We start from the raw sequence: 18,365 nt of genomic DNA on the forward strand, positions 1-18,365 counted from the left end.
GTACCGGCGCGGGGCTTGTCCTAGACTCGGCGCCATGCTGGGCTTGCCGAGTATTCCCGCCTTCTGTCTGCGGCCCCGCGACCCACGTCGCGGGGCCGTTTTGACGTTAACGTTCGTCGCCGTCGTCGCGGTCGGCGCGTTCACCGGCTGCTGGGTGCCCGAGGACGGCGCCGCGGCCGCCGCCCGCACGGACGCCGCCGCGCCCGGGGCCCCGCGTACGGAGGGCACCGCCGACCGCGAGGCGGTCGCCCGGGCCGCCGCCGAGGCCGTCGCCGAGGGCAAGTCCGGCAAGAAGGCGGCGCAGGAAGTGGTGAGCCGCAGCGGCGACCGCTGGGGCACCGTCTACGACCAGGGCGAGTACGCCGCCTTCGCCGAGGGCCTCGACGGGCACTGGACCGGCGTCGGCGTCTGGGCCGGGCGCGCCCACGACGGAGTGATCACGCTCGACGAGGTCCAGCCCGGCAGCCCCGCCGCCCGGGCGGGCCTGCGCGCCGGGGACCGGCTGCTGAGCGTCGACGGGCACCCCGTCACCGGGCTGGCCGTCGCCGACGTGGTCGCCCTGCTGCGCGGCACCGCCGGTACCCCCGTCGTGATGAACCTCAGCCGGGACGGCGCCGACCTCACCGAGACGGTCCTGCGCCAGCGGCTGCGCACCGAACCGGTGACCGTGCGGCAGCTCGCCGGCGACGTCACCGTCATCAAGGTCACCTCCTTCACCCGTGGCTCCGGGGAGCGCGTCAGGGCGGCCGTCCGCGCGGCGCCGCCCGGCGGCGGGGTCATGCTCGACCTGCGCGGCAACCGGGGCGGGCTGGTCGACGAGGCCGTCACGACCGCCTCCGCCTTCCTCGACGGCGGGCTCGTGGCGACCTACGACGTACGGGGCGAGCAGCGCGTCCTGAACGCCGCCCCGGGCGGGGACACCACCCGGCCGCTGGTGGCCCTCGTCGACGGCGGCACGATGAGCGCCGCCGAGCTGGTGACGGGCGCGCTCCAGGACCGGGGCCGGGCGCTGGCGGTGGGCAGCAGGACCTTCGGCAAGGGCTCGGTGCAGATGCCGACCGGCTTCCCGGACGGGTCGGTGGCGGAGCTGACGGTGGGCACGTACCGCACCCCGGCGGGCCGCAGCCTCGACGGAGACGGCATCACCCCGGACGTACCGGCGGGCGACCGGGTCGAGGAACGGGCGGTCACGGTATTGGGTGGCCTCGGGGTGGGTCCGTAGTGCGAAAATGACCGCACTATGGCTAAGGAAAAAGGGCGCAAGCTGATCGCCCAGAACAAGAAGGCGCGTCACGACTACGCGATCCTCGACACCTACGAGTGCGGTCTCGTGCTCACCGGTACCGAGGTCAAGTCCATGCGCCAGGGCCGGGCCTCGCTGGTGGACGGGTTCGTGTCGGTGGAGGGCCGGGAGGCGTGGCTCTACAACGTGCACGTGCCGGAGTACAGCCAGGGCACCTGGACCAACCACAGTGCCCGCCGCAAGCGCAAGCTCCTCATGCACCGGGAGGAGATCGACAAGCTGGAGCGCAAGGCCGACGAGTCCGGTCACACGATCGTGCCCCTGTCCCTGTACTTCAAGGACGGCCGGGCGAAGGTGGAGATCGCGCTGGCGAAGGGCAAGAAGGAGTACGACAAGCGGCAGACGCTGCGGGAGAAGCAGGACACCCGCGAGACGAACCGTGCGATCTCGGCGATCCGCCGCAAGCAGCGCGGTACGGTTTAATCTCCTGGCACGCGGTGGTCCACTTCGCGTACCATGGCGTCAGCACCGCCCTCCGGGGTGGAGCAGCTTGTTAACACAACATGGGGATGATCGGTTTCGACAGCGGATGTCGATGCAGGGGAAGCGAGCCGAGGAAGCGGCAATGATCTCGCTAACCACATGTCGCAAAAAATAATCGCCAACTCCAAGAGCGATAACTCCCGCTTCACCCTCGCTGCCTAATAACAGTGAGCTGAAGCCTCTGTGAGGAGCGTCAGCCCGGAAGTGGTCCCGGTCCGGATCCTGGCGTCAACTAGGGATCTAAACCTCTAGCCCCGGTCACGGGGGTTGGAGGGAAACCAAACAGTGACTGAGCCCGTCGGAGACTTGTCCGTGTGATCTCCGGGGCCGAGAAAAGCGCAGCGGACTGCGCTCGGAGAAGCCCTGCTTCTGCACCGTTGGACGCGGGTTCGATTCCCGCCATCTCCACTCATCCCATGTGGGCGAAGGCCCCGCAGCCCAGGCTGCGGGGCCTTCGTCATGCCCGGGTCCCGGCTCGGGGTGCGGCCGGGCTGTCAGTCCGAGGAGGGGTGGCGGGCCTTGAGGATCTCGGGGCGCCGCCACGGTCACCGGGTCGGTCGGGATGTCAGGGCGATCGCCAGGGCGATCAGGGCGGCCGCGGCCGGGACCGCGTAGGCGGTGACCGGGCCCGCGCCCTCCACGACCGAGCCCGCGCTCGCCGAGCCGACCGCGATGCCCGCGAAGATGGCGGTCACCGCCAGGGTCATGCCCTCGTTGAGGCGTCCCTCCGGGGTGCGGTCGTGGACTTGCGACATCGCGGTGACCATCGTCGGGGCCGTGGCCATGCCGGCCAGCACGAGGGCGCCGGCCAGGGCGGCCACGGAGCCGGTGGCCGCCGCGGCCCAGGGCAGGGTCATGAGGAAGGCCAGCGTGCACACGCAGGCCTTCAGCGAGCGGGCGCGCACGGTGCCGTAGAGCAGGCCGGCCGCGCAGGAGCCCGCCGCCTGGAGGGCGAGGACCAGGCCGGAGGCGGCGCCCAGGCCCTGGTGGTCGAGGTAGGCGATCGAGGCGACCTCCATCGAGCCGAAGACCACGCCCGTGACGAGGAACAGCGGGAGCAGCGGGCCCAGGGCGCGCAGCGGCGATCCGCGTCGCGGCGCCGCCGTCACGGGGGGCTGGGTGGCGCGGCAGGAGGTGAAGACGAGCATCCCGGTGAGCAGCAGCGCCGCCCCGGCGAGGGTGCCCGCCTCCGGGAGGACCACCCCGCACAGGAAGGCCGCCAGGACCGGGCCGAGCATGAAGCACAGCTCGTCCGCGGCCTGTTCGAAGGACATCGCCGTGTGGTGCGCGGCCGGGGAGCCGCGCAGCAGGTGCGTCCAGCGCGCGCGGGACATGCCGCCGATGTTGGGAGTGGTGGCGGTCAGGGCGTACGAGGCGAAGAGGGTCCAGGCGGGGGCGCCGGTGCGGACGCACAGGACCAGGGACAGGGAGCCCAGGACCGCGATCAGGGTGGCCGGCACGGCGATCCGGGCCTGGCCGTGGCGGTCGATCAGGCGGGCCGTCAGGGGTGCCACCACCGCCGTGGCCGCCAGTCCCGTCGCGGTGACCGCGCCGGCCAGGGCGTACGAGCCCCGCTGGCCGGCGATCATCATGACCGCGCTGACGCCGAACATGCCCATCGGCAGGCGGGCGAGGAGGTTACCGGCGGTGAACCCCCGGGTGCCGGGCAGCGCGAACAGCCGGCGGTACGGGCCCGGTGCCCGCCCGGCGGCACGGGTGCGGGCGGGTGCGGTGCCGGGAGCGGTGCCCCGGGCGGTGCCGGTGCCGGAGGCGGTGCCGGTGCCGGTGTCCGCGGGGGTGAGGACGAGGGTGCTGCCGGTGACGGTCATGAGGGGCATGGCACCACCCTCGGCGCGGGCGGGTGCCGCCGTCCAACACCTGTTCCGGAGCCATTCACCCGTTCCTGTTGTTAGTCTCCGGGGGTGATGCCCCGTGATGTGGACCCCCGGCTGCTGCGCGGGTTCGTCGCCGTTGCCGAGGAGCTGCACTTCACCCGTGCCGCCACCCGCCTCTACGTCGCCCAGCAGGCGCTGAGCCGTGACGTACGGCGGCTCGAACAGGCCCTGACGGCCACCCTGTTCGTCCGTACCACCCGCGCCGTCGAGCTGACCGCCGACGGGCACCGGCTGCTGCCCCTGGCCCGCCGCGTGCTGGCCGCGCACGCGGAGCTGGCGGGCGCCTTCGGAGCCGGTACGGCGGCCGGCGCCGCGCCCCGGCCGCTCCTCGTCGACCTCAACACCGACGGACCCGGCACCGCGCGCACCGTGCTGGAACGGGCCCGCGAACTCGCCCCGGACTGCGAGCTGATGGCCCGCTTCGAGAGCGGCCTCACCCACGCCGCCGCCGAGGTCGCGGCCGGCCGGCTCGACGTCGCCTTCGGGTACGCCGACGGCCTCGACCCCGTCCTGCGGGCACCGCTCGCGCAGCGGCCCGTACGGTACGAGCCCCTCGCCGTGCTGCTGCCCGAGGGACACGCCCTGGCCGGCCAGGAGTCCGTACCGCTGGACGCGCTGGCCGGGGAGACCGTGTACGCGGGCGCCGGGAACCCCCGGACGCTGGAGTGGACCGGGCTCGCACGGGAACTGTTCGCCGGGCGGGGGATCCTGATGGCCCCGCCCGCGCCGGTCGCGATGGGCAAGGAGGAGTTCCGCCGGGTCATGGTCAAGACCGGCCATCCGGTCCTGGCGACCGTCGGCTTCCTGGACATGCCCGGCTGCGTGAAGCTGCCGCTGACCGACCCGGTCCCGCTGTCGCCGCTGTCGATGGTGTGGCGCAAGGGCTTCGCCCACCCCGGCCTGGACGCCCTGCACGCCGCGGCCGCCGCCCTGGCGGCCGAACGGGGCTGGCTCGCGCCACCGGCCGACAGCTGGCTGCCCGCCCCGCTCACACACGGCCCGGGCGGCGGGTGAGAGCAAGGTTTCCCGGCGGTCATCCGGCGGGGACCGGGGCCGAAACGCGCCCTTCCTACGGTCGTCACCACGGACGCGACAGCTGTGGAGGCGTGTGATGACCGGTACGACCGCACCGCGCAGGCGGGGCCGGTGGATCGAGCGGTGGGATCCCGAGGACGAGACCTTCTGGAAGGAGACCGGCGAGCGCATCGCCCGCCGCAACCTGTTGTACTCCGTGCTCTCCGAGCACATCGGCTTCTCCGTCTGGTCCCTGTGGTCGGTGATGGTCCTCTTCATGGGACCCGAGTACGGCATCGACCCGGCCGGGAAGTTCTTCCTGATCGCGACCGCGACGTGCGTGGGCGCCTTCGTCCGCGTGCCGTACACCTTCGCCGTCGCCCGCTTCGGCGGCCGGAACTGGACCGTCTTCAGCGCCCTGCTGCTGCTCGCGCCGACGGTCGCCGCGATCGTCGTCATGGAACCGGGGACCTCGTACGGGACCTTCCTGCTCGTCGCCGCCCTCACGGGGGTGGGCGGCGGCAACTTCGCGTCCTCCATGACCAACATCAACGCCTTCTTCCCGCTGCGGAAGAAGGGCTGGGCGCTCGGCCTGAACGCCGGCGGCGGCAACATCGGCGTACCCGTCGTCCAGCTGGCCGGCCTGCTGGTCATCGCCACCGCCGGAGCCGGCCACCCGCGGCTGCTGCTCGGCGCCTACATCCCGCTGGTCGTGCTCGCCGCCGCACTGGCGGCCGTACGCATGGACAACCTGGCGCCCGTGCGCAACGACACCGGCGCGGTCCGCGAGGCCCTGAAGGACGCGCACACCTGGATCATGGCGTTCCTGTACGTCGGGACGTTCGGCTCCTTCATCGGCTACAGCTTCGCCTTCGGACTGGTCCTGCAGACCCAGTTCGGGCGCACCCCGCTGCAGGCCGCCTCGCTGACCTTCGTCGGCCCGCTGCTCGGCTCGCTGATCCGGCCGGTGGGCGGGGCACTGGCGGACCGCTACGGCGGGGCGCGGATCACCCTCGGCACGTTCGTCGCGATGGCCGCCGCGACCGGGGTGGTCGTCCTCGCCTCGCAGGGCGCCTCGCTGCCGGTCTTCCTCGTCGGGTTCGTGGCCCTGTTCGTGCTCAGCGGACTCGGCAACGGCTCGACCTACAAGATGATCCCCGGCATCTTCCAGGCGAAGGCACTGGCCCGCGGGATGAGCGGCGAGGGCGCCGCGGCGTACGGGCGGCGGCTCTCCGGGGCCTCCATGGGCCTCATCGGCGCGGTCGGCGCGCTCGGCGGACTGGGCATCAACCTGGCCTTCCGGGAGGCGTTCCGCACCTCCGGATCCGGCACGGCGGCCTTCGTCACCTTCCTGGGCTTCTACGCGCTGTGCTGCGCGGTCACGTGGTCGGTATACCTTCGCCGCCCGGCGGCGGTCACCGCAGAGGCCGCCGGGGCCCCCGCGAAACCGCAGCTCACGTCGGTGTAACCGGGGCGAAATACGGGTGAACCGAGTCCGACACGCCGAGTTGGCAGGCTCGGTCCACCCGTACCGCCCCCCATGCGTCAGTAGGCAGGTCACGATGGACGACACGAACACCGGCCCGCTCGCGGGCTTCACCGTCGGGGTCACCGCCGCCCGGCGGGCGGACGAGCTGATCGCGCTGCTGCGGCGGCGCGGGGCGGCGGTGCTGCACGCGCCGGCACTGCGGATCGTGCCGCTCGCCGACGACACCGAACTGCTCGCCGCCACCAAGGAGCTCGTCGCCCGCCCGCCGGACGTGGTCGTCGCCACCACCGCCATCGGCTTCCGCGGATGGATCGAGGCCGCCGACGGGTGGGGGGTCGGCGAGGAACTCCTGGCGACACTGCGCTCCACCGAACTCCTCGCCCGCGGACCGAAGGTGAAGGGTGCCGTCCGGGCCGCCGGGCTCGTGGAGGAGTGGTCCCCGCAGTCGGAGTCGCTCGCCGAGGTGCTGGAGCGGCTGCTGTCGGCGGGGGTCGCCGGCCGGCGGATCGCGCTCCAGCTGCACGGGGAGCCGCTCCCCGGCTTCGTCGAGGCGCTCCGGGCCGGCGGGGCCGAGGTGGTGGGCGTCCCGGTGTACCGGTGGATGGCCCCGGAGGACCTCGCGCCGCTGGACCGGCTGCTGGACGCGATCGCCGTCGGCGGGGTCGACGCCGTCAGCTTCACCTCCGCCCCGGCGGCGGCCTCGCTGCTGTCCCGCGCCGAGGAGCGCGGGATGCGGGAGGCCGTACTGGACGCGCTGCGCGGCGGCCTGCTGTCCGCGTGCGTGGGGCCGGTGACCGCGGTGCCGCTCCAGGCGCTCGGCGTGGACACCGTGCAGCCCGAGCGGTTCCGGCTGGGCCCGCTGGTGCAGCTGCTGTGCCGGGAGCTGCCCGGCCGGGCCCGGGTGCTGCCGGTGGCCGGGCACCGGCTGGAGATCCGCGGGCACGCGGTGCTCGTCGACGACGCCCTGCGGGCGGTGCCGCCCGCCGGCATGGCCCTGCTGCGGGCCCTCGCCCGGCGGCCCGGCTGGGTGGTGGCCCGCGCGGACCTGCTGCGGGCACTGCCGGGCGCGGGGCGCGACGAGCACGCCGTGGAGACGGCGATGGCCCGGCTGCGGGCGGCGCTGGGGGCGCCGAACCTCATCCAGACGGTGGTCAAGCGGGGCTACCGGCTGTCGCTGGACGCGGGCGGCGAGGACAAGTACGGCGGGCTCCCGCGCGACGCGGCGGTGACGGCCGGGGGAGGCCTGGGCTAGCGTGCCGGAATGATGATCATTGACGGGGTGGAGATGAGGGGCGTCACGCCGGACGACGCCGCCGCGCTGGCCGAGGCGTTCGCGCGGAACCGGGCGTACATGGCGCCGTACGAGCCGGTCCGGCCGGACGCCTTCTACACCGAGCGGGGGCAACGGGAGCGGATCGCGCAGCAGCTGGAGTCCCGGGAGGCCGGGCGGCTGCTGCCGTACGTGTTCGTCGACGCCGCCAGTGGTACGCCGCTGGGCACCATCAACCTCGGCAACATCCAGCACGGGCCGCTGAGCAGCGGCGGGCTCGGCTACTGGGTCGACGAGACGTGCCGGGGCAGGGGGCTGGCCACGGCCGGCGCCCAGGAGGTCTGCCGGATCGCCCGCGACGAGCTGCGGCTGCACCGGGTGGAGGCGGGCACCCTGGTCGACAACCTGGCCTCGCAGCGGGTGCTGGCGAAGGCGGGCTTCGAGCAGTACGGACTCGCGCCGCGCTACCTGCACATCGACGGCGCCTGGCGCGACCACCGCCTCTTCCAGCGCATCCTGCACGACGACCCGCCCGCCGCCTGAAGGGCTGTCCGGCGGATCGCGGCCGGGCCCGGAACGGGCGGCACCCGCCACCGGAGGTACCGGTTCGGGGGCTTCCCCCGCGGGCGGCGGACCGGCACTCTGGGGAGGCGCCCCACGACGCGAGGCGGTGACGGACATGCGGTTCGACTCCGGGCGGGTCTGCCTGGACCTGGTGGCCACCTTCGCCCCGCGCGAGGGCATCCCGGACGGCGACGAGCTGAGGCTGTGGCTCGCCGGGGCGGGGCTCGTGCCCGACCGGACGCCGCTGGCCCGGGTCGGCGCCGACTGGGCCGAGGCCTTCCGCGCCCTGCGCGCCGACGTCGAGGCCCTCGTACGGGCGGAGCTGTCCGGGACCGAGCCGGACGAGAGCGCCCTGGCCCGGGTCAACGCGCTGGCCGCCGGACCACCCCCGGGTCTGTGCGCCGTACGGGACCAAGAAGGTCACCTCGTGCGGGAGTTGTGCGGCGGCGTCGAATGCGGCGCGCTGCTCGCCGCCGTCGCCCGCGACGCCGTCGAGCTGCTGACCGACCCGGGCGACCGCGCCCTCCTGCGGGCCTGCGCGGGGGACGGCTGCACCCGCGTCTACCTGGACACCTCCCGCGGCCACCGGCGCCGGTGGTGCTCCAGCGAGCTGTGCGGCAACCGCGAGCGCGTCGCCCGGCACCGCCGGCGGCTCACGGCGTCCGGATCCCGGTAGTCGGCGTATCACTGAGCGAGACCCGTTCCGGAACGGGCGTGCGCGCAGGGGGCCGGTTCGCGTACGGTTGACGGTCGCCCATGCACGTCAGAAGGGGGCCTTGGTGGCCGCGCAGAATGCCGCTGTCGACAGCACGGCGGATTCCGTCCGCGATCGGGAGATCGCGGTCGAGCAGACGCATCTCGACCAGGTGTACCGACGCCTCGAGGAGAAGATCCACGAGGCCGAGTTCCTCATGAACGACGCCGCCCAGCGCGGCCAGGTCGGTACTCCCGGAGCCCTGGCCGAACGCGACGCGCAGGTATTCCGGGCGGGCATCCACCTGAACCGGCTCAACAACGAGTTCGAGGACTTCCTCTTCGGCCGCATCGACCTCGTGCTCGGCAAGGACGGCGAACGCGGCCCGGACGGCGCGTACACCTCCGTCGAGCCCGCCGACGCGGCGATCCGCGAGGACCTCACGGCCGACATCGCCGAGACGCTCCACATCGGCCGCATCGGGGTCCTGGACTCCGACTACGCGCCGCTCGTCATCGACTGGCGGGCGCCGGCCGCCGCTCCGTTCTACCGCTCCACGCCCAAGGACCCGGGCCGCGTCGTGCGCCGCCGCGTCATCCGCTCCAAGGGCCGCAAGGTGCTGGGCGTCGAGGACGACCTGATGCGCCCCGAGGTCACCGCCTTCCTCGACGGCCGGGAGCTGCCCGCCATCGGCGACGGCGCGCTCATGGCCGCGCTCGGGCGGGCCCGTACGCACTCCATGCGCGACATCGTCTCCTCCATCCAGGCCGAGCAGGACCTGGTCATCCGGGCCCCCGCCGCCTCCGTCGCCGAGGTCGCCGGCGGTCCCGGCACCGGCAAGACCGCGGTCGCCCTGCACCGCGCCGCGTACCTGCTCTACCAGGACCGCCGCCGCTACTCCGGCGGCATCCTCATCGTCTCCCCGACCCCGCTGCTCGTCGCCTACACGGAGGGCGTGCTGCCCTCGCTCGGCGAGGAGGGCCAGGTCGCCATCCGCGCGCTGGGCTCGCTGGTCGACGGCGCCGAGGCGACCACGTACGACGATCCGGCCGTGGCCCGGATCAAGGGCTCCTCCCGGATGCGGTCGGTCCTGCGCAAGGCCGTGCGCGGCACCCTGGAACTCGGCGACCGGGAGGGCCCGGCGCCCGACCGGCTGCGCGTCGTCGCCTTCGGCCGCCGCGAGGAGCTGGAGGCCGCCGAGCTGAACCGGATCCGCCAGAACGTGCTCGGCGGCACCGCACCCGTGAACCTGCTGCGCCCGCGCGCCCGCAAGCTGCTGCTCGACGCCCTGTACGCCAAGACGGGCGCGTCAGGCCGGCACAGCGACCCGGAACTCGCCGCGGAGCTGCGGTCCGCCTTCGACGAGGACATCTCCACCGAGGACGCCTTCATCGGCTTCCTGAACGCGTGGTGGCCCGAGCTGACCCCGCGCCGGGTGCTCGCCGCGATGGCCGACGAGCGCAAGCTCGGCCGCTGGTCGCGCCGGGACCTCAACCCGCGCGAGACCCGCCAGCTGGCCCGCTCGCTGCGCCGGGTGGGCCCGGACGGCAGCGGCCCGCTGTCGGTGCACGACGTGGCCCTGCTCGACGAGCTCCAGCAGCTCCTCGGCGCGCCCGCCCGGCCCAAGCGGAAGCGGGAGCTGGACCCCCTGGACCAGCTCAGCGGGCTGGAGGAGCTGATGCCCACCCGCGAGGAGACCCAGTGGGAGCGGGCCGAGCGGCTCGCGGCGGAGCGCACCGAGTACGCGCACGTCATCGTCGACGAGGCGCAGGACCTGACGCCGATGCAGTGGCGGATGGTGGGCCGCCGCGGCCGGCACGGCACCTGGACCGTCGTCGGCGACCCGGCGCAGTCCTCCTGGACGGATCCGGAGGAGGCGGCCGCCGCCCGCGACGAGGCCCTCGGGTCCCGGCCGCGCCGCCGCTTCACGCTCACCGTGAACTACCGCAACCCGGCCGAGGTCGCCGAGGTCGCCTCCCGCGTGCTGCGGCTGGCGATGCCCGGGATGGAGCCGCCGTCGGCGGTGCGCTCCACGGGGCTGCAGCCGCGGTTCACGGCCGCGGGGGGCGAGCTGGGCCCCGTGGTGCGGGAGGAGACCCGCCGGCTGCTGGAGCAGGTGGACGGCACCGTCGGCGTGGTGGTGGCGATGGACCGGCGCGCGGAGGCCGCCGGCTGGCTCGCCGACCTGGGCGGGCGGGCGGTGGCGCTGGGCAGCCTGGAGGCCAAGGGCCTGGAGTACGACGCGACGGTGGTCGTCTCCCCGGCGGAGATCGCGGACGAGTCCCCGGCGGGCCTGCGGGTGCTGTACGTGGCACTGACCCGTGCGACGCAGCAGCTGACGGTGGTCTCGGCCGAAGGGGACAGGCCGGACGCGGACGGGGTGCCCGAGCTGCTGCTGCCGTAGCGCGGCCGGGGGCCCGGGCCGGTCCGGGGGCGCGTACGGCCGTATGGTCCGCGGCCAGGCGCGTGGTCCCCGGAACGGACCGCGAGCAGGGGGATCACATTCGGCGATCCTTTGTTAGCCTGGGTACGGCACCGACTCGATCCAAGCCCCCGGGCCCAACCTTCGTCGCTCAGAGCGACCACTTGCCGCGAGGCGAGCATGGCGGGTCGGTGTCACAGACGTAGAGAAAACCAGGTCCGCGCTCCCCGTCCATGGGGGGCGCGGACCTGTTTCGTATGACCCCACCATTCCGAAGCCCTCTCATATCTCGTATGGTGGAAGAGTCTTTCCGAAATTTGTAGCTGGTTACCTTGTACCGGCTGGTAGGTGGGACGATCGGACAACAGGTCCTGCCGCACCTGCCTGTGGAGCGTGGGCCCTGTGTGTGAAGCGAACCAGGGACAGAAGAGGAAAAACGGCCATGGCAACGGCGCCCAGCGTCTCGTATTCGATGACGGTCCGCCTGGAAGTGCCCGCGAGCGGAACCGCGGTCTCCCAGCTCACCACCGCCGTGGAGTCCAGCGGCGGCTCGGTCACCGGTCTCGACGTGACCGCGTCCGGCCACGAGAAGCTGCGGATCGACGTCACCATCGCCGCGACCTCCACCGCGCACGCGGACGAGATCGTGGAGAAGCTGCGCGGCATCGAGGGCGTCAGCCTCGGCAAGGTCTCCGACCGTACGTTCCTGATGCACCTCGGCGGCAAGATCGAGATGTCGTCGAAGCACCCCATCCGCAACCGTGACGACCTCTCGATGATCTACACCCCGGGCGTCGCCCGCGTGTGCACCGCCATCGCCGAGAACCCCGAGGACGCGCGCCGCCTCACCATCAAGCGCAACTCCGTCGCAGTCGTGACGGACGGCTCCGCCGTGCTGGGCCTCGGCAACATCGGCCCGATGGCCGCGCTGCCCGTCATGGAGGGCAAGGCGGCCCTCTTCAAGCGCTTCGCCGGCATCGACGCCTGGCCGATCTGCCTCGACACCCAGGATTCCGACGAGATCGTCGCGATCGTCAAGGCCATCGCCCCGGGCTTCGCCGGCATCAACCTGGAGGACATCTCCGCGCCGCGCTGCTTCGAGATCGAGGCCCGGCTGCGCGAGGCCCTCGACATCCCCGTCTTCCACGACGACCAGCACGGCACCGCGATCGTCGTCCTCGCGGCCCTGACCAACGCACTGCGCGTGGTGGGCAAGGCGGTTGAGGACGTCAAGGTCGTCATGTCGGGCGCCGGCGCGGCCGGTACCGCCATCCTCAAGCTGCTCCTCGCGGCAGGTGTGAAGAACGCCGTCAGCGCCGACATCCACGGCGTCGTGCACGCGGGCCGCCCGGACCTCGTCGACGCGGCCGCGGACTCGCCGCTGCGCTGGATCGCCGACAACACCAACCCCGAGGGCTACACGGGCACCCTGAAGGAGGCCGTGGTCGGTGCCGACGTGTTCATCGGCGTCTCGGCGCCGAACGTGCTCTCCGGCGAGGACGTCGCCGCCATGGCGGAAGGCGCCATCGTGTTCGCGCTCGCGAACCCGGACCCCGAGGTGGACCCGGCCGTGGCCCGTCAGACGGCCGCCGTGGTCGCCACCGGCCGCTCCGACTTCCCGAACCAGATCAACAACGTGCTGGTCTTCCCGGGCGTCTTCCGCGGTCTGCTGGACGCCCAGTCCCGCACGGTGAACACCAGCATGATGCTGGCCGCCGCGACCGCCCTGGCGGACGTCGTCGGCGAGGACGAGCTGAACGCGAACTACATCATTCCTTCGGTGTTCAACGACAAGGTCGCCGGCGCGGTGGCGGGCGCCGTCCGCAAGGCCGCCTCGGCCGCGCAGAACGGGCCTGTGACGGGCCTCACGGCTCCCTGATCCCCGGCGCGTCGCGAGATGCGGGCCCGCCGGGCCGCCTCTAGGGTTTGCGGGGATGCCGGCGAGTTCCGCCGTTCGCTTCCACGGGTGCGGACGGAGCGTCACCGGGGCGTGACTGTGGCGCTTTTCGTGTGACCCCGGCGGGTGCCGGATTGGCTTTCCCGCCGCTGGTGGGGGCAGGATGCGTAACCGGGCGAGAGGGTCTGACGTTCAGACCCGGGTCCGGGGACTGTCCTAGGGCCCTGGCAGCATCGGCTTCGATCTCACGCCTCTAAGGCACGTTGAACACGGGAGTACAACATGAACCGCAGTGAGCTGGTGGCCGCTCTGTCCGAGCGCGCCGAGGTGACCCGCAAGGACGCCGACGCCGTTCTGGCCGCGCTCGCCGAGACCGTCGGCGAGATTGTCGCCAAGGGCGACGAGAAGGTCACCATCCCCGGCTTCCTGACCTTCGAGCGCACCCACCGTGCCGCTCGCACCGCGCGCAACCCGCAGACCGGCGACCCCATCCAGATCCCGGCCGGCTACAGCGTGAAGGTCTCCGCGGGCTCCAAGCTCAAGGAAGCCGCCAAGGGCAAGTAAGTCCTGCCCCGGCGCCGGGGACCGCGCAGGTCCCCGAAAAACGCCGAGCACGGCTGAGTGCAGCAGCAGTACGCAGAACGGTGAAGGGCGGCCACCCCGGACGGGGAGGCCGCCCTTTCGCCGTCCGGTGTGCGGCCCCGGCCGTCCGGCGCCGTCTCCCCGGCCGCACGGGCCCCGGCAGGCCCTGTGAGGCCCCGTCAGGGCCCGTGTGGAGCCTGCGGGGCGCTCCGAGAGCCGTCCGGTGGTCCCGGACGGCTCCCGGACGGCGCGCGGACACGCGAAAGCCCCCCGGGCCCTTGCGGGGCCCGGGGGGCTTTCGTACGCCCGTACGGGTGTGGGCCGTGGGGGCTAAACGAGGTCGCCGCCCGGGAAGCTCGACCTTCGCACCCAGTTCCACGAGCTTCTCCATGAAGTTCTCGTAGCCGCGGTTGATCAGGTCGATGCCGTGGACCCGCGAGGTGCCTTCGGCGGCCAGCGCCGCGATCAGGTACGAGAACCCGCCGCGCAGGTCGGGGATGACCAGGTCGGCGCCCTGCAGCTTGGTCGGGCCGGAGACGACCGCCGAGTGCAGGAAGTTGCGCTGGCCGAAGCGGCAGGCGGAGCCGCCCAGGCACTCGCGGTACAGCTGGATGTGAGCACCCATCTGGTTGAGCGCCGAGGTGAAGCCGAGCCGGGACTCGTAGACCGTCTCGTGGACGATCGAGAGGCCGGAGGCCTGCGTCAGGGCCACGACGAGCGGCTGCTGCCAGTCGGTCTGGAAGCCGGGGTGCACGTCCGTCTCCAGCGCGATCGCGTTGAGCGGGCCGCCCGGGTGCCAGAAGCGGATGCCGTCGTCGTCGATCTCGAAGGCGCCGCCGACCTTGCGGTAGGTGTTCAGGAAGGTCATCATCGAGCGCTGCTGGGCGCCGCGCACGTAGATGTTGCCGCCGGTCGCCAGGGCCGCGGAGGCCCACGACGCGGCCTCCAGGCGGTCCGGGAGCGCCTGGTGGTTGTAACCGCCCAGCCGCTCCACACCGGTGATGCGGATGGTGCGGTCGGTGTCCATGGAGATGATGGCGCCCATCTTCTGCAGCACGCAGATGAGGTCCTCGATCTCCGGCTCCACGGCGGCGTTGCTGAGCTCGGTGACGCCCTCGGCCAGGACGGCCGTGAGCAGCACCTGCTCGGTCGAGCCGACCGAGGGGTAGGGCAGGCGGATCTTGCAGCCGCGCAGCCGCTGCGGGGCCTCCAGGTACTGGCCGCCCTCGCGCTTCTCGATGGTCGCGCCGAACTGGCGGAGCACGTCGAAGTGGAAGTCGATCGGCCGGCCGCCGATGTCGCAGCCGCCGAGGCCCGGGATGAAGGCGTGGCCGAGACGGTGCAGCAGAGGACCGCAGAAGAGGATCGGGATGCGCGAAGAGCCCGCGTGCGCGTCGATGTCGGCGACGTTCGCGCTCTCGACGTGGGTGGGGTCGAGCACGAGCTCGCCCGGCTCCTCGCCGGGGCGGACCGTCACCCCGTGCAGCTGGAGCAGCCCGCGCACGACACGCACGTCACGGATGTCGGGAACGTTGCGCAGCAGGCTGGGTCCGCTGCCGAGCAGAGCGGCGACCATGGCCTTGGGCACGAGGTTCTTCGCACCGCGGACACGGATCTCGCCCTCGAGCGGGGTGCCGCCGTGGACAAGCAGTACATCGTCACTGATGCCGGTCATGAATCTCGCGTTCCGGAGAGGGGTGGGCAGGGGGCCAGGGAAAAGGGTAAGGGCCACCACCCCCTTGTTCGTAAGGCCGACGTGGCCGTAGGACTGTCATGAATTCGGCACAACACCCTCCGTATCCACCACATGGCGGAGCGTTGCGTTCCGCCCGCTTCGTCCGTACGCGCTCCTTGCTGCTGCCGTGCGCCCTGAGCTGCGGCCGATCCGATCTTCCCGCCCGCTCCCCGGAAACGGCGGATGTGCGGGATCATGGCGGCATGACCGAGGTGTCCTCCCTCACAGGGCGGCTGCTCGTGGCCACCCCCGCCCTCGCGGACCCGAACTTCGACCGCGCGGTCGTGCTGCTGCTCGACCACGACGAGCAGGGCTCCCTCGGCGTGGTCCTCAACCGGCCGACCCCGGTGGGCGTCGGCGACGTCCTGCTGCCCTGGGCGCCGCTCGCCGGAGCCCCGGGCGTGGTGTTCCAGGGCGGGCCGGTGGCGCTGGACTCGGCCCTGGGGCTCGCCGTCATCCCGGGCGAGGAGGGGCCGCTCGGCTGGCGCCGGGTGCACGGCGCGATCGGACTGGTCGACCTGGAGACGCCGCCGGAGCTGCTCGCCCCGGCCCTGGGGGGCCTGCGCATCTTCGCCGGCTACTCCGGCTGGGGACCGGGCCAGCTGGAGGAGGAGCTGGGCGAGGGCGCCTGGTACGTGGTGGAGTCGGAGCCCGGGGACGTGTCCTCGCCCGACCCGGAGCGGCTGTGGCGGTCGGTGCTGCGCCGCCAGCGCAGCGAACTCGCGATGGTCGCCACCTATCCGGACGACCCGTCGCTGAACTGACCGGCGCGGGGTTAAGTACCCTGGGTTCCATGAGCACTCTTGAGCCCGAGCGCGGGACTGGCACGGGGACCCTCGTAGAGCCGACGCCGCAGGTGTCGCACGGTGACGGCGACCACGAGCGCTTCGCCCACTACGTCCAGAAGGACAAGATCATGGCGAGCGCGCTCGACGGGACCCCCGTCGTCGCGCTCTGCGGCAAGGTCTGGGTACCGGGCCGGGACCCGAAGAAGTACCCGGTCTGCCCCATGTGCAAGGAGATCTACGAGTCCATGGGCCCCGGCGGGGACAAGGACAAGGGCGGCAAGGACAAGTAGTCCCGACCCGCTCCGACCGCCCTTCGCGGGACCGGGCCCCCGGACGCACCACGGTGCGTCCGGGGGCCTTTGCCGTGCCCGCGGGGCGCGTTAGGGTCGGCGCCACGAGCACCCGGCGGAACGTGCGTTGCGCAGGGCGCAACAGGTTGCCGCGAAGGGCTGACGCATGGACCTGATCCGCACGGGCCTGATCCCCGCACCCCACGTCGCCGTCCCCCACGAGGACGGCCGCCGCCACACCTTCGGCCCCGAGCCGACCCTCTCCGCCGGCCCCGGCACCGGGACCACCGCCCGGTGGCTGCGGCGCGAGCTGGGCGCCGCCACCGGCTGGGAGCTCCCGCCGCCCGCCCCCGGCACGACCGCAGGGCTGCGGCTGCGCCTCGACCCGGGCGCCGCCGACGGCCTCGGCCCCGAGGGGTACCGCCTCGACGTCGGCCCGGACGGCGTGGAACTCGCGGGCGCGACGGCGGCCGGACTGTTCTGGGGCGCCCAGACCCTGCGCCAGCTGCTCGGCCCCGACGCCCACCGCAGGGCGCCGCTGCCCGGCCGGGTCTGGAGCCTGCCGCACGGCACCGTCGTGGACGGCCCCCGCTTCGGCTGGCGCGGGCTGATGCTCGACGTGGCCCGGCACTTCATGCCCAAGGACGGGGTGCTGCGCTACATCGACCTGCTCGCCGCCCACAAGCTCAACGTCCTCCACCTGCACCTGACGGACGACCAGGGCTGGCGGATCGAGATCGAGCGGTACCCCCGCCTGACCGGCGTCGGCGCGTGGCGGGAGCGCAGCCGGTGGGGCCACCGGGCCTCACCGCTGTGGAACGAGACCCCCCACGGCGGCTTCTACACCCAGGACGACATCCGCGAGATCGTCGCCTACGCCGCCGAACGGCACGTGCGGGTCGTCCCCGAGATCGACCTTCCGGGGCACTCGCAGGCCGCGATCGCCGCGTACCCGGAACTGGGCAACACCGACGTCGTCGACACCGCGGCCCTCGGGGTGTGGGACGACTGGGGCATCTGCGAGAACGTGCTCGCGCCCACCGAGCCGGTGCTGCGCTTCTACGAGGGGGTCTTCGAGGAACTGCTGGAGCTGTTCCCGGCGGAGGTCTCGCCCTTCGTCCACGTCGGTGGCGACGAGTGCCCCAAGGACCAGTGGAAGGCCTCCGCCGTCGCGCAGGAACGGATCCGCGCGCTGGGGGTGGACGGCGAGGACGGGCTGCAGTCCTGGTTCGTCCGGCACTTCGACGGCTGGCTCGCCGAGCGCGGACGGCGGCTGATCGGCTGGGACGAGATCCTGGAGGGCGGGCTCGCACCGGGGGCGGCCGTGTCCTCCTGGCGCGGCTACGCGGGCGGCGTCGCGGCCGCCGAGGCCGGGCACGACGTCGTGATGTGCCCCGAGCAGCAGGTGTACCTGGACCACCGTCAGGCGGGCGGCGGGGACGAGCCGATGCCCATCGGGTACGTGCGCTCGCTGGAGGACGTCTACCGCTTCGAGCCGGTGCCGCCGAAGCTGTCACCGGAGGCGGCGGCCCATGTGCTGGGCGCCCAGGCCAACATGTGGACCGAGGTGACGCAGGACCAGGGGCGGGTCGACTACCAGGTGTTCCCGCGGCTGGCGGCCTTCGCGGAGGTGGTGTGGTCGCGGCTGCCGGAGCCGGGGGAGCGCGACTACGCCGGCTTCGAGGAGCGAATGGTGCCGCACTACGCGCGGTTGGACGCGCTCGGCGTCGGATACCGGCCCCCGGGCGGCCCGTTGCCCTGGCAGCGGCGGCCCGGGGTCCGGGGGCGCCCGATCGAGGGCGCGCCCCCGAACGTGTGACGCGGGGGCACGGTGCGACCTGAACGGAAAGCGAACGGGTCCGGAACTCTGGCTGGATGTCCCGCTATACGGGGAAAATCGGACGTTCCGGGTCCGGGTTCGGGACCGGGCGGCGGCGGG

Annotated in this window: 14 protein-coding genes, 1 other RNA gene and 1 pseudogene; 14 read left to right on the forward strand and 2 right to left on the reverse strand. The window is 73.1% G+C overall.

Features of this window, described 5'->3' with window-relative positions:
• The first annotated feature begins 34 nt into the window (after window positions 1–34).
• The 3 genes from AC2RP6_RS24580 (at window position 35) to ssrA (ending at window position 2,197) form a co-directional block, all read left to right on the forward strand.
• Window positions 35–1,222: a S41 family peptidase gene (locus tag AC2RP6_RS24580; RefSeq protein ID WP_486448161.1), complete on the forward strand. Its 1,188-nt coding sequence runs from the start codon at window positions 35–37 to the stop codon at window positions 1,220–1,222.
• Between the two features lie 18 nt (window positions 1,223–1,240).
• The gene (gene smpB / locus AC2RP6_RS24585; protein WP_030028291.1) at window positions 1,241–1,726 is read left to right on the forward strand and encodes an SsrA-binding protein SmpB; all 486 of its coding nucleotides are present in this window, start codon (window positions 1,241–1,243) and stop codon (window positions 1,724–1,726) included.
• A gap of 82 nt (window positions 1,727–1,808) precedes the next feature.
• Window positions 1,809–2,197, forward strand: a transfer-messenger RNA (tmRNA) gene (gene ssrA, locus AC2RP6_RS24590).
• A gap of 134 nt (window positions 2,198–2,331) precedes the next feature.
• Here the strand turns inward: ssrA and AC2RP6_RS24595 are convergent.
• The gene (locus AC2RP6_RS24595; RefSeq protein WP_486450435.1) at window positions 2,332–3,615 is read right to left on the reverse strand and encodes an MFS transporter; all 1,284 of its coding nucleotides are present in this window, start codon (window positions 3,613–3,615) and stop codon (window positions 2,332–2,334) included.
• Between the two features lie 96 nt (window positions 3,616–3,711).
• Here AC2RP6_RS24595 and AC2RP6_RS24600 point away from each other — a divergent pair, with 96 nt between their 5' ends.
• From AC2RP6_RS24600 to AC2RP6_RS24635, 8 genes are all read left to right on the forward strand, one after another.
• Entirely contained in the window at window positions 3,712–4,695 is a 984-nt protein-coding gene (locus tag AC2RP6_RS24600) for a LysR family transcriptional regulator (protein WP_486448162.1), read from the forward strand.
• 97 nt (window positions 4,696–4,792) lie between these two features.
• The gene (locus tag AC2RP6_RS24605) at window positions 4,793–6,163 is read left to right on the forward strand and encodes an MFS transporter (RefSeq protein WP_486448163.1); all 1,371 of its coding nucleotides are present in this window, start codon (window positions 4,793–4,795) and stop codon (window positions 6,161–6,163) included.
• Window positions 6,164–6,257: 94 nt separating this feature from the next.
• A complete protein-coding gene (locus tag AC2RP6_RS24610) occupies window positions 6,258–7,436 on the forward strand; it encodes a uroporphyrinogen-III synthase (RefSeq protein WP_486448164.1) in 1,179 nt (392 codons plus the stop codon).
• A 12-nt stretch (window positions 7,437–7,448) separates the two neighbouring features.
• The gene (locus AC2RP6_RS24615; RefSeq protein ID WP_486450436.1) at window positions 7,449–7,997 is read left to right on the forward strand and encodes a GNAT family N-acetyltransferase; all 549 of its coding nucleotides are present in this window, start codon (window positions 7,449–7,451) and stop codon (window positions 7,995–7,997) included.
• Between the two features lie 136 nt (window positions 7,998–8,133).
• The gene (locus AC2RP6_RS24620) at window positions 8,134–8,694 is read left to right on the forward strand and encodes a CGNR zinc finger domain-containing protein (protein ID WP_486448165.1); all 561 of its coding nucleotides are present in this window, start codon (window positions 8,134–8,136) and stop codon (window positions 8,692–8,694) included.
• Between the two features lie 103 nt (window positions 8,695–8,797).
• Window positions 8,798–11,116, forward strand: a complete 2,319-nt coding sequence (locus tag AC2RP6_RS24625) for a HelD family protein (protein ID WP_486448166.1) — start codon at window positions 8,798–8,800, stop codon at window positions 11,114–11,116.
• 460 nt (window positions 11,117–11,576) lie between these two features.
• The gene (locus AC2RP6_RS24630; protein ID WP_030847449.1) at window positions 11,577–13,013 is read left to right on the forward strand and encodes an NAD-dependent malic enzyme; all 1,437 of its coding nucleotides are present in this window, start codon (window positions 11,577–11,579) and stop codon (window positions 13,011–13,013) included.
• Window positions 13,014–13,313: 300 nt separating this feature from the next.
• Window positions 13,314–13,595, forward strand: a complete 282-nt coding sequence (locus AC2RP6_RS24635; RefSeq protein ID WP_007264399.1) for an HU family DNA-binding protein — start codon at window positions 13,314–13,316, stop codon at window positions 13,593–13,595.
• Window positions 13,596–13,959: 364 nt separating this feature from the next.
• Here AC2RP6_RS24635 and murA read toward each other — a convergent pair.
• Window positions 13,960–15,288 (reverse strand): annotated as a pseudogene (gene murA, locus AC2RP6_RS24640) (UDP-N-acetylglucosamine 1-carboxyvinyltransferase); the annotation flags it as partial.
• A 263-nt stretch (window positions 15,289–15,551) separates the two neighbouring features.
• Here murA and AC2RP6_RS24645 point away from each other — a divergent pair.
• The 3 genes from AC2RP6_RS24645 to AC2RP6_RS24655 all read left to right on the forward strand — a co-directional run bounded on the left by AC2RP6_RS24645 (window position 15,552) and on the right by AC2RP6_RS24655 (window position 18,245).
• Entirely contained in the window at window positions 15,552–16,112 is a 561-nt protein-coding gene (locus tag AC2RP6_RS24645) for a YqgE/AlgH family protein (protein ID WP_486448167.1), read from the forward strand.
• Between the two features lie 29 nt (window positions 16,113–16,141).
• Window positions 16,142–16,426, forward strand: coding sequence for a DUF3039 domain-containing protein (locus AC2RP6_RS24650; RefSeq protein ID WP_030010729.1), 285 nt, complete (start codon window positions 16,142–16,144; stop codon window positions 16,424–16,426).
• A gap of 166 nt (window positions 16,427–16,592) precedes the next feature.
• Window positions 16,593–18,245, forward strand: a complete 1,653-nt coding sequence (locus tag AC2RP6_RS24655) for a beta-N-acetylhexosaminidase (protein ID WP_486448168.1) — start codon at window positions 16,593–16,595, stop codon at window positions 18,243–18,245.
• Window positions 18,246–18,365: the final 120 nt, after the last annotated feature.

It is taken from the genome of Streptomyces sp. WAC03905, from assembly GCF_057371075.1.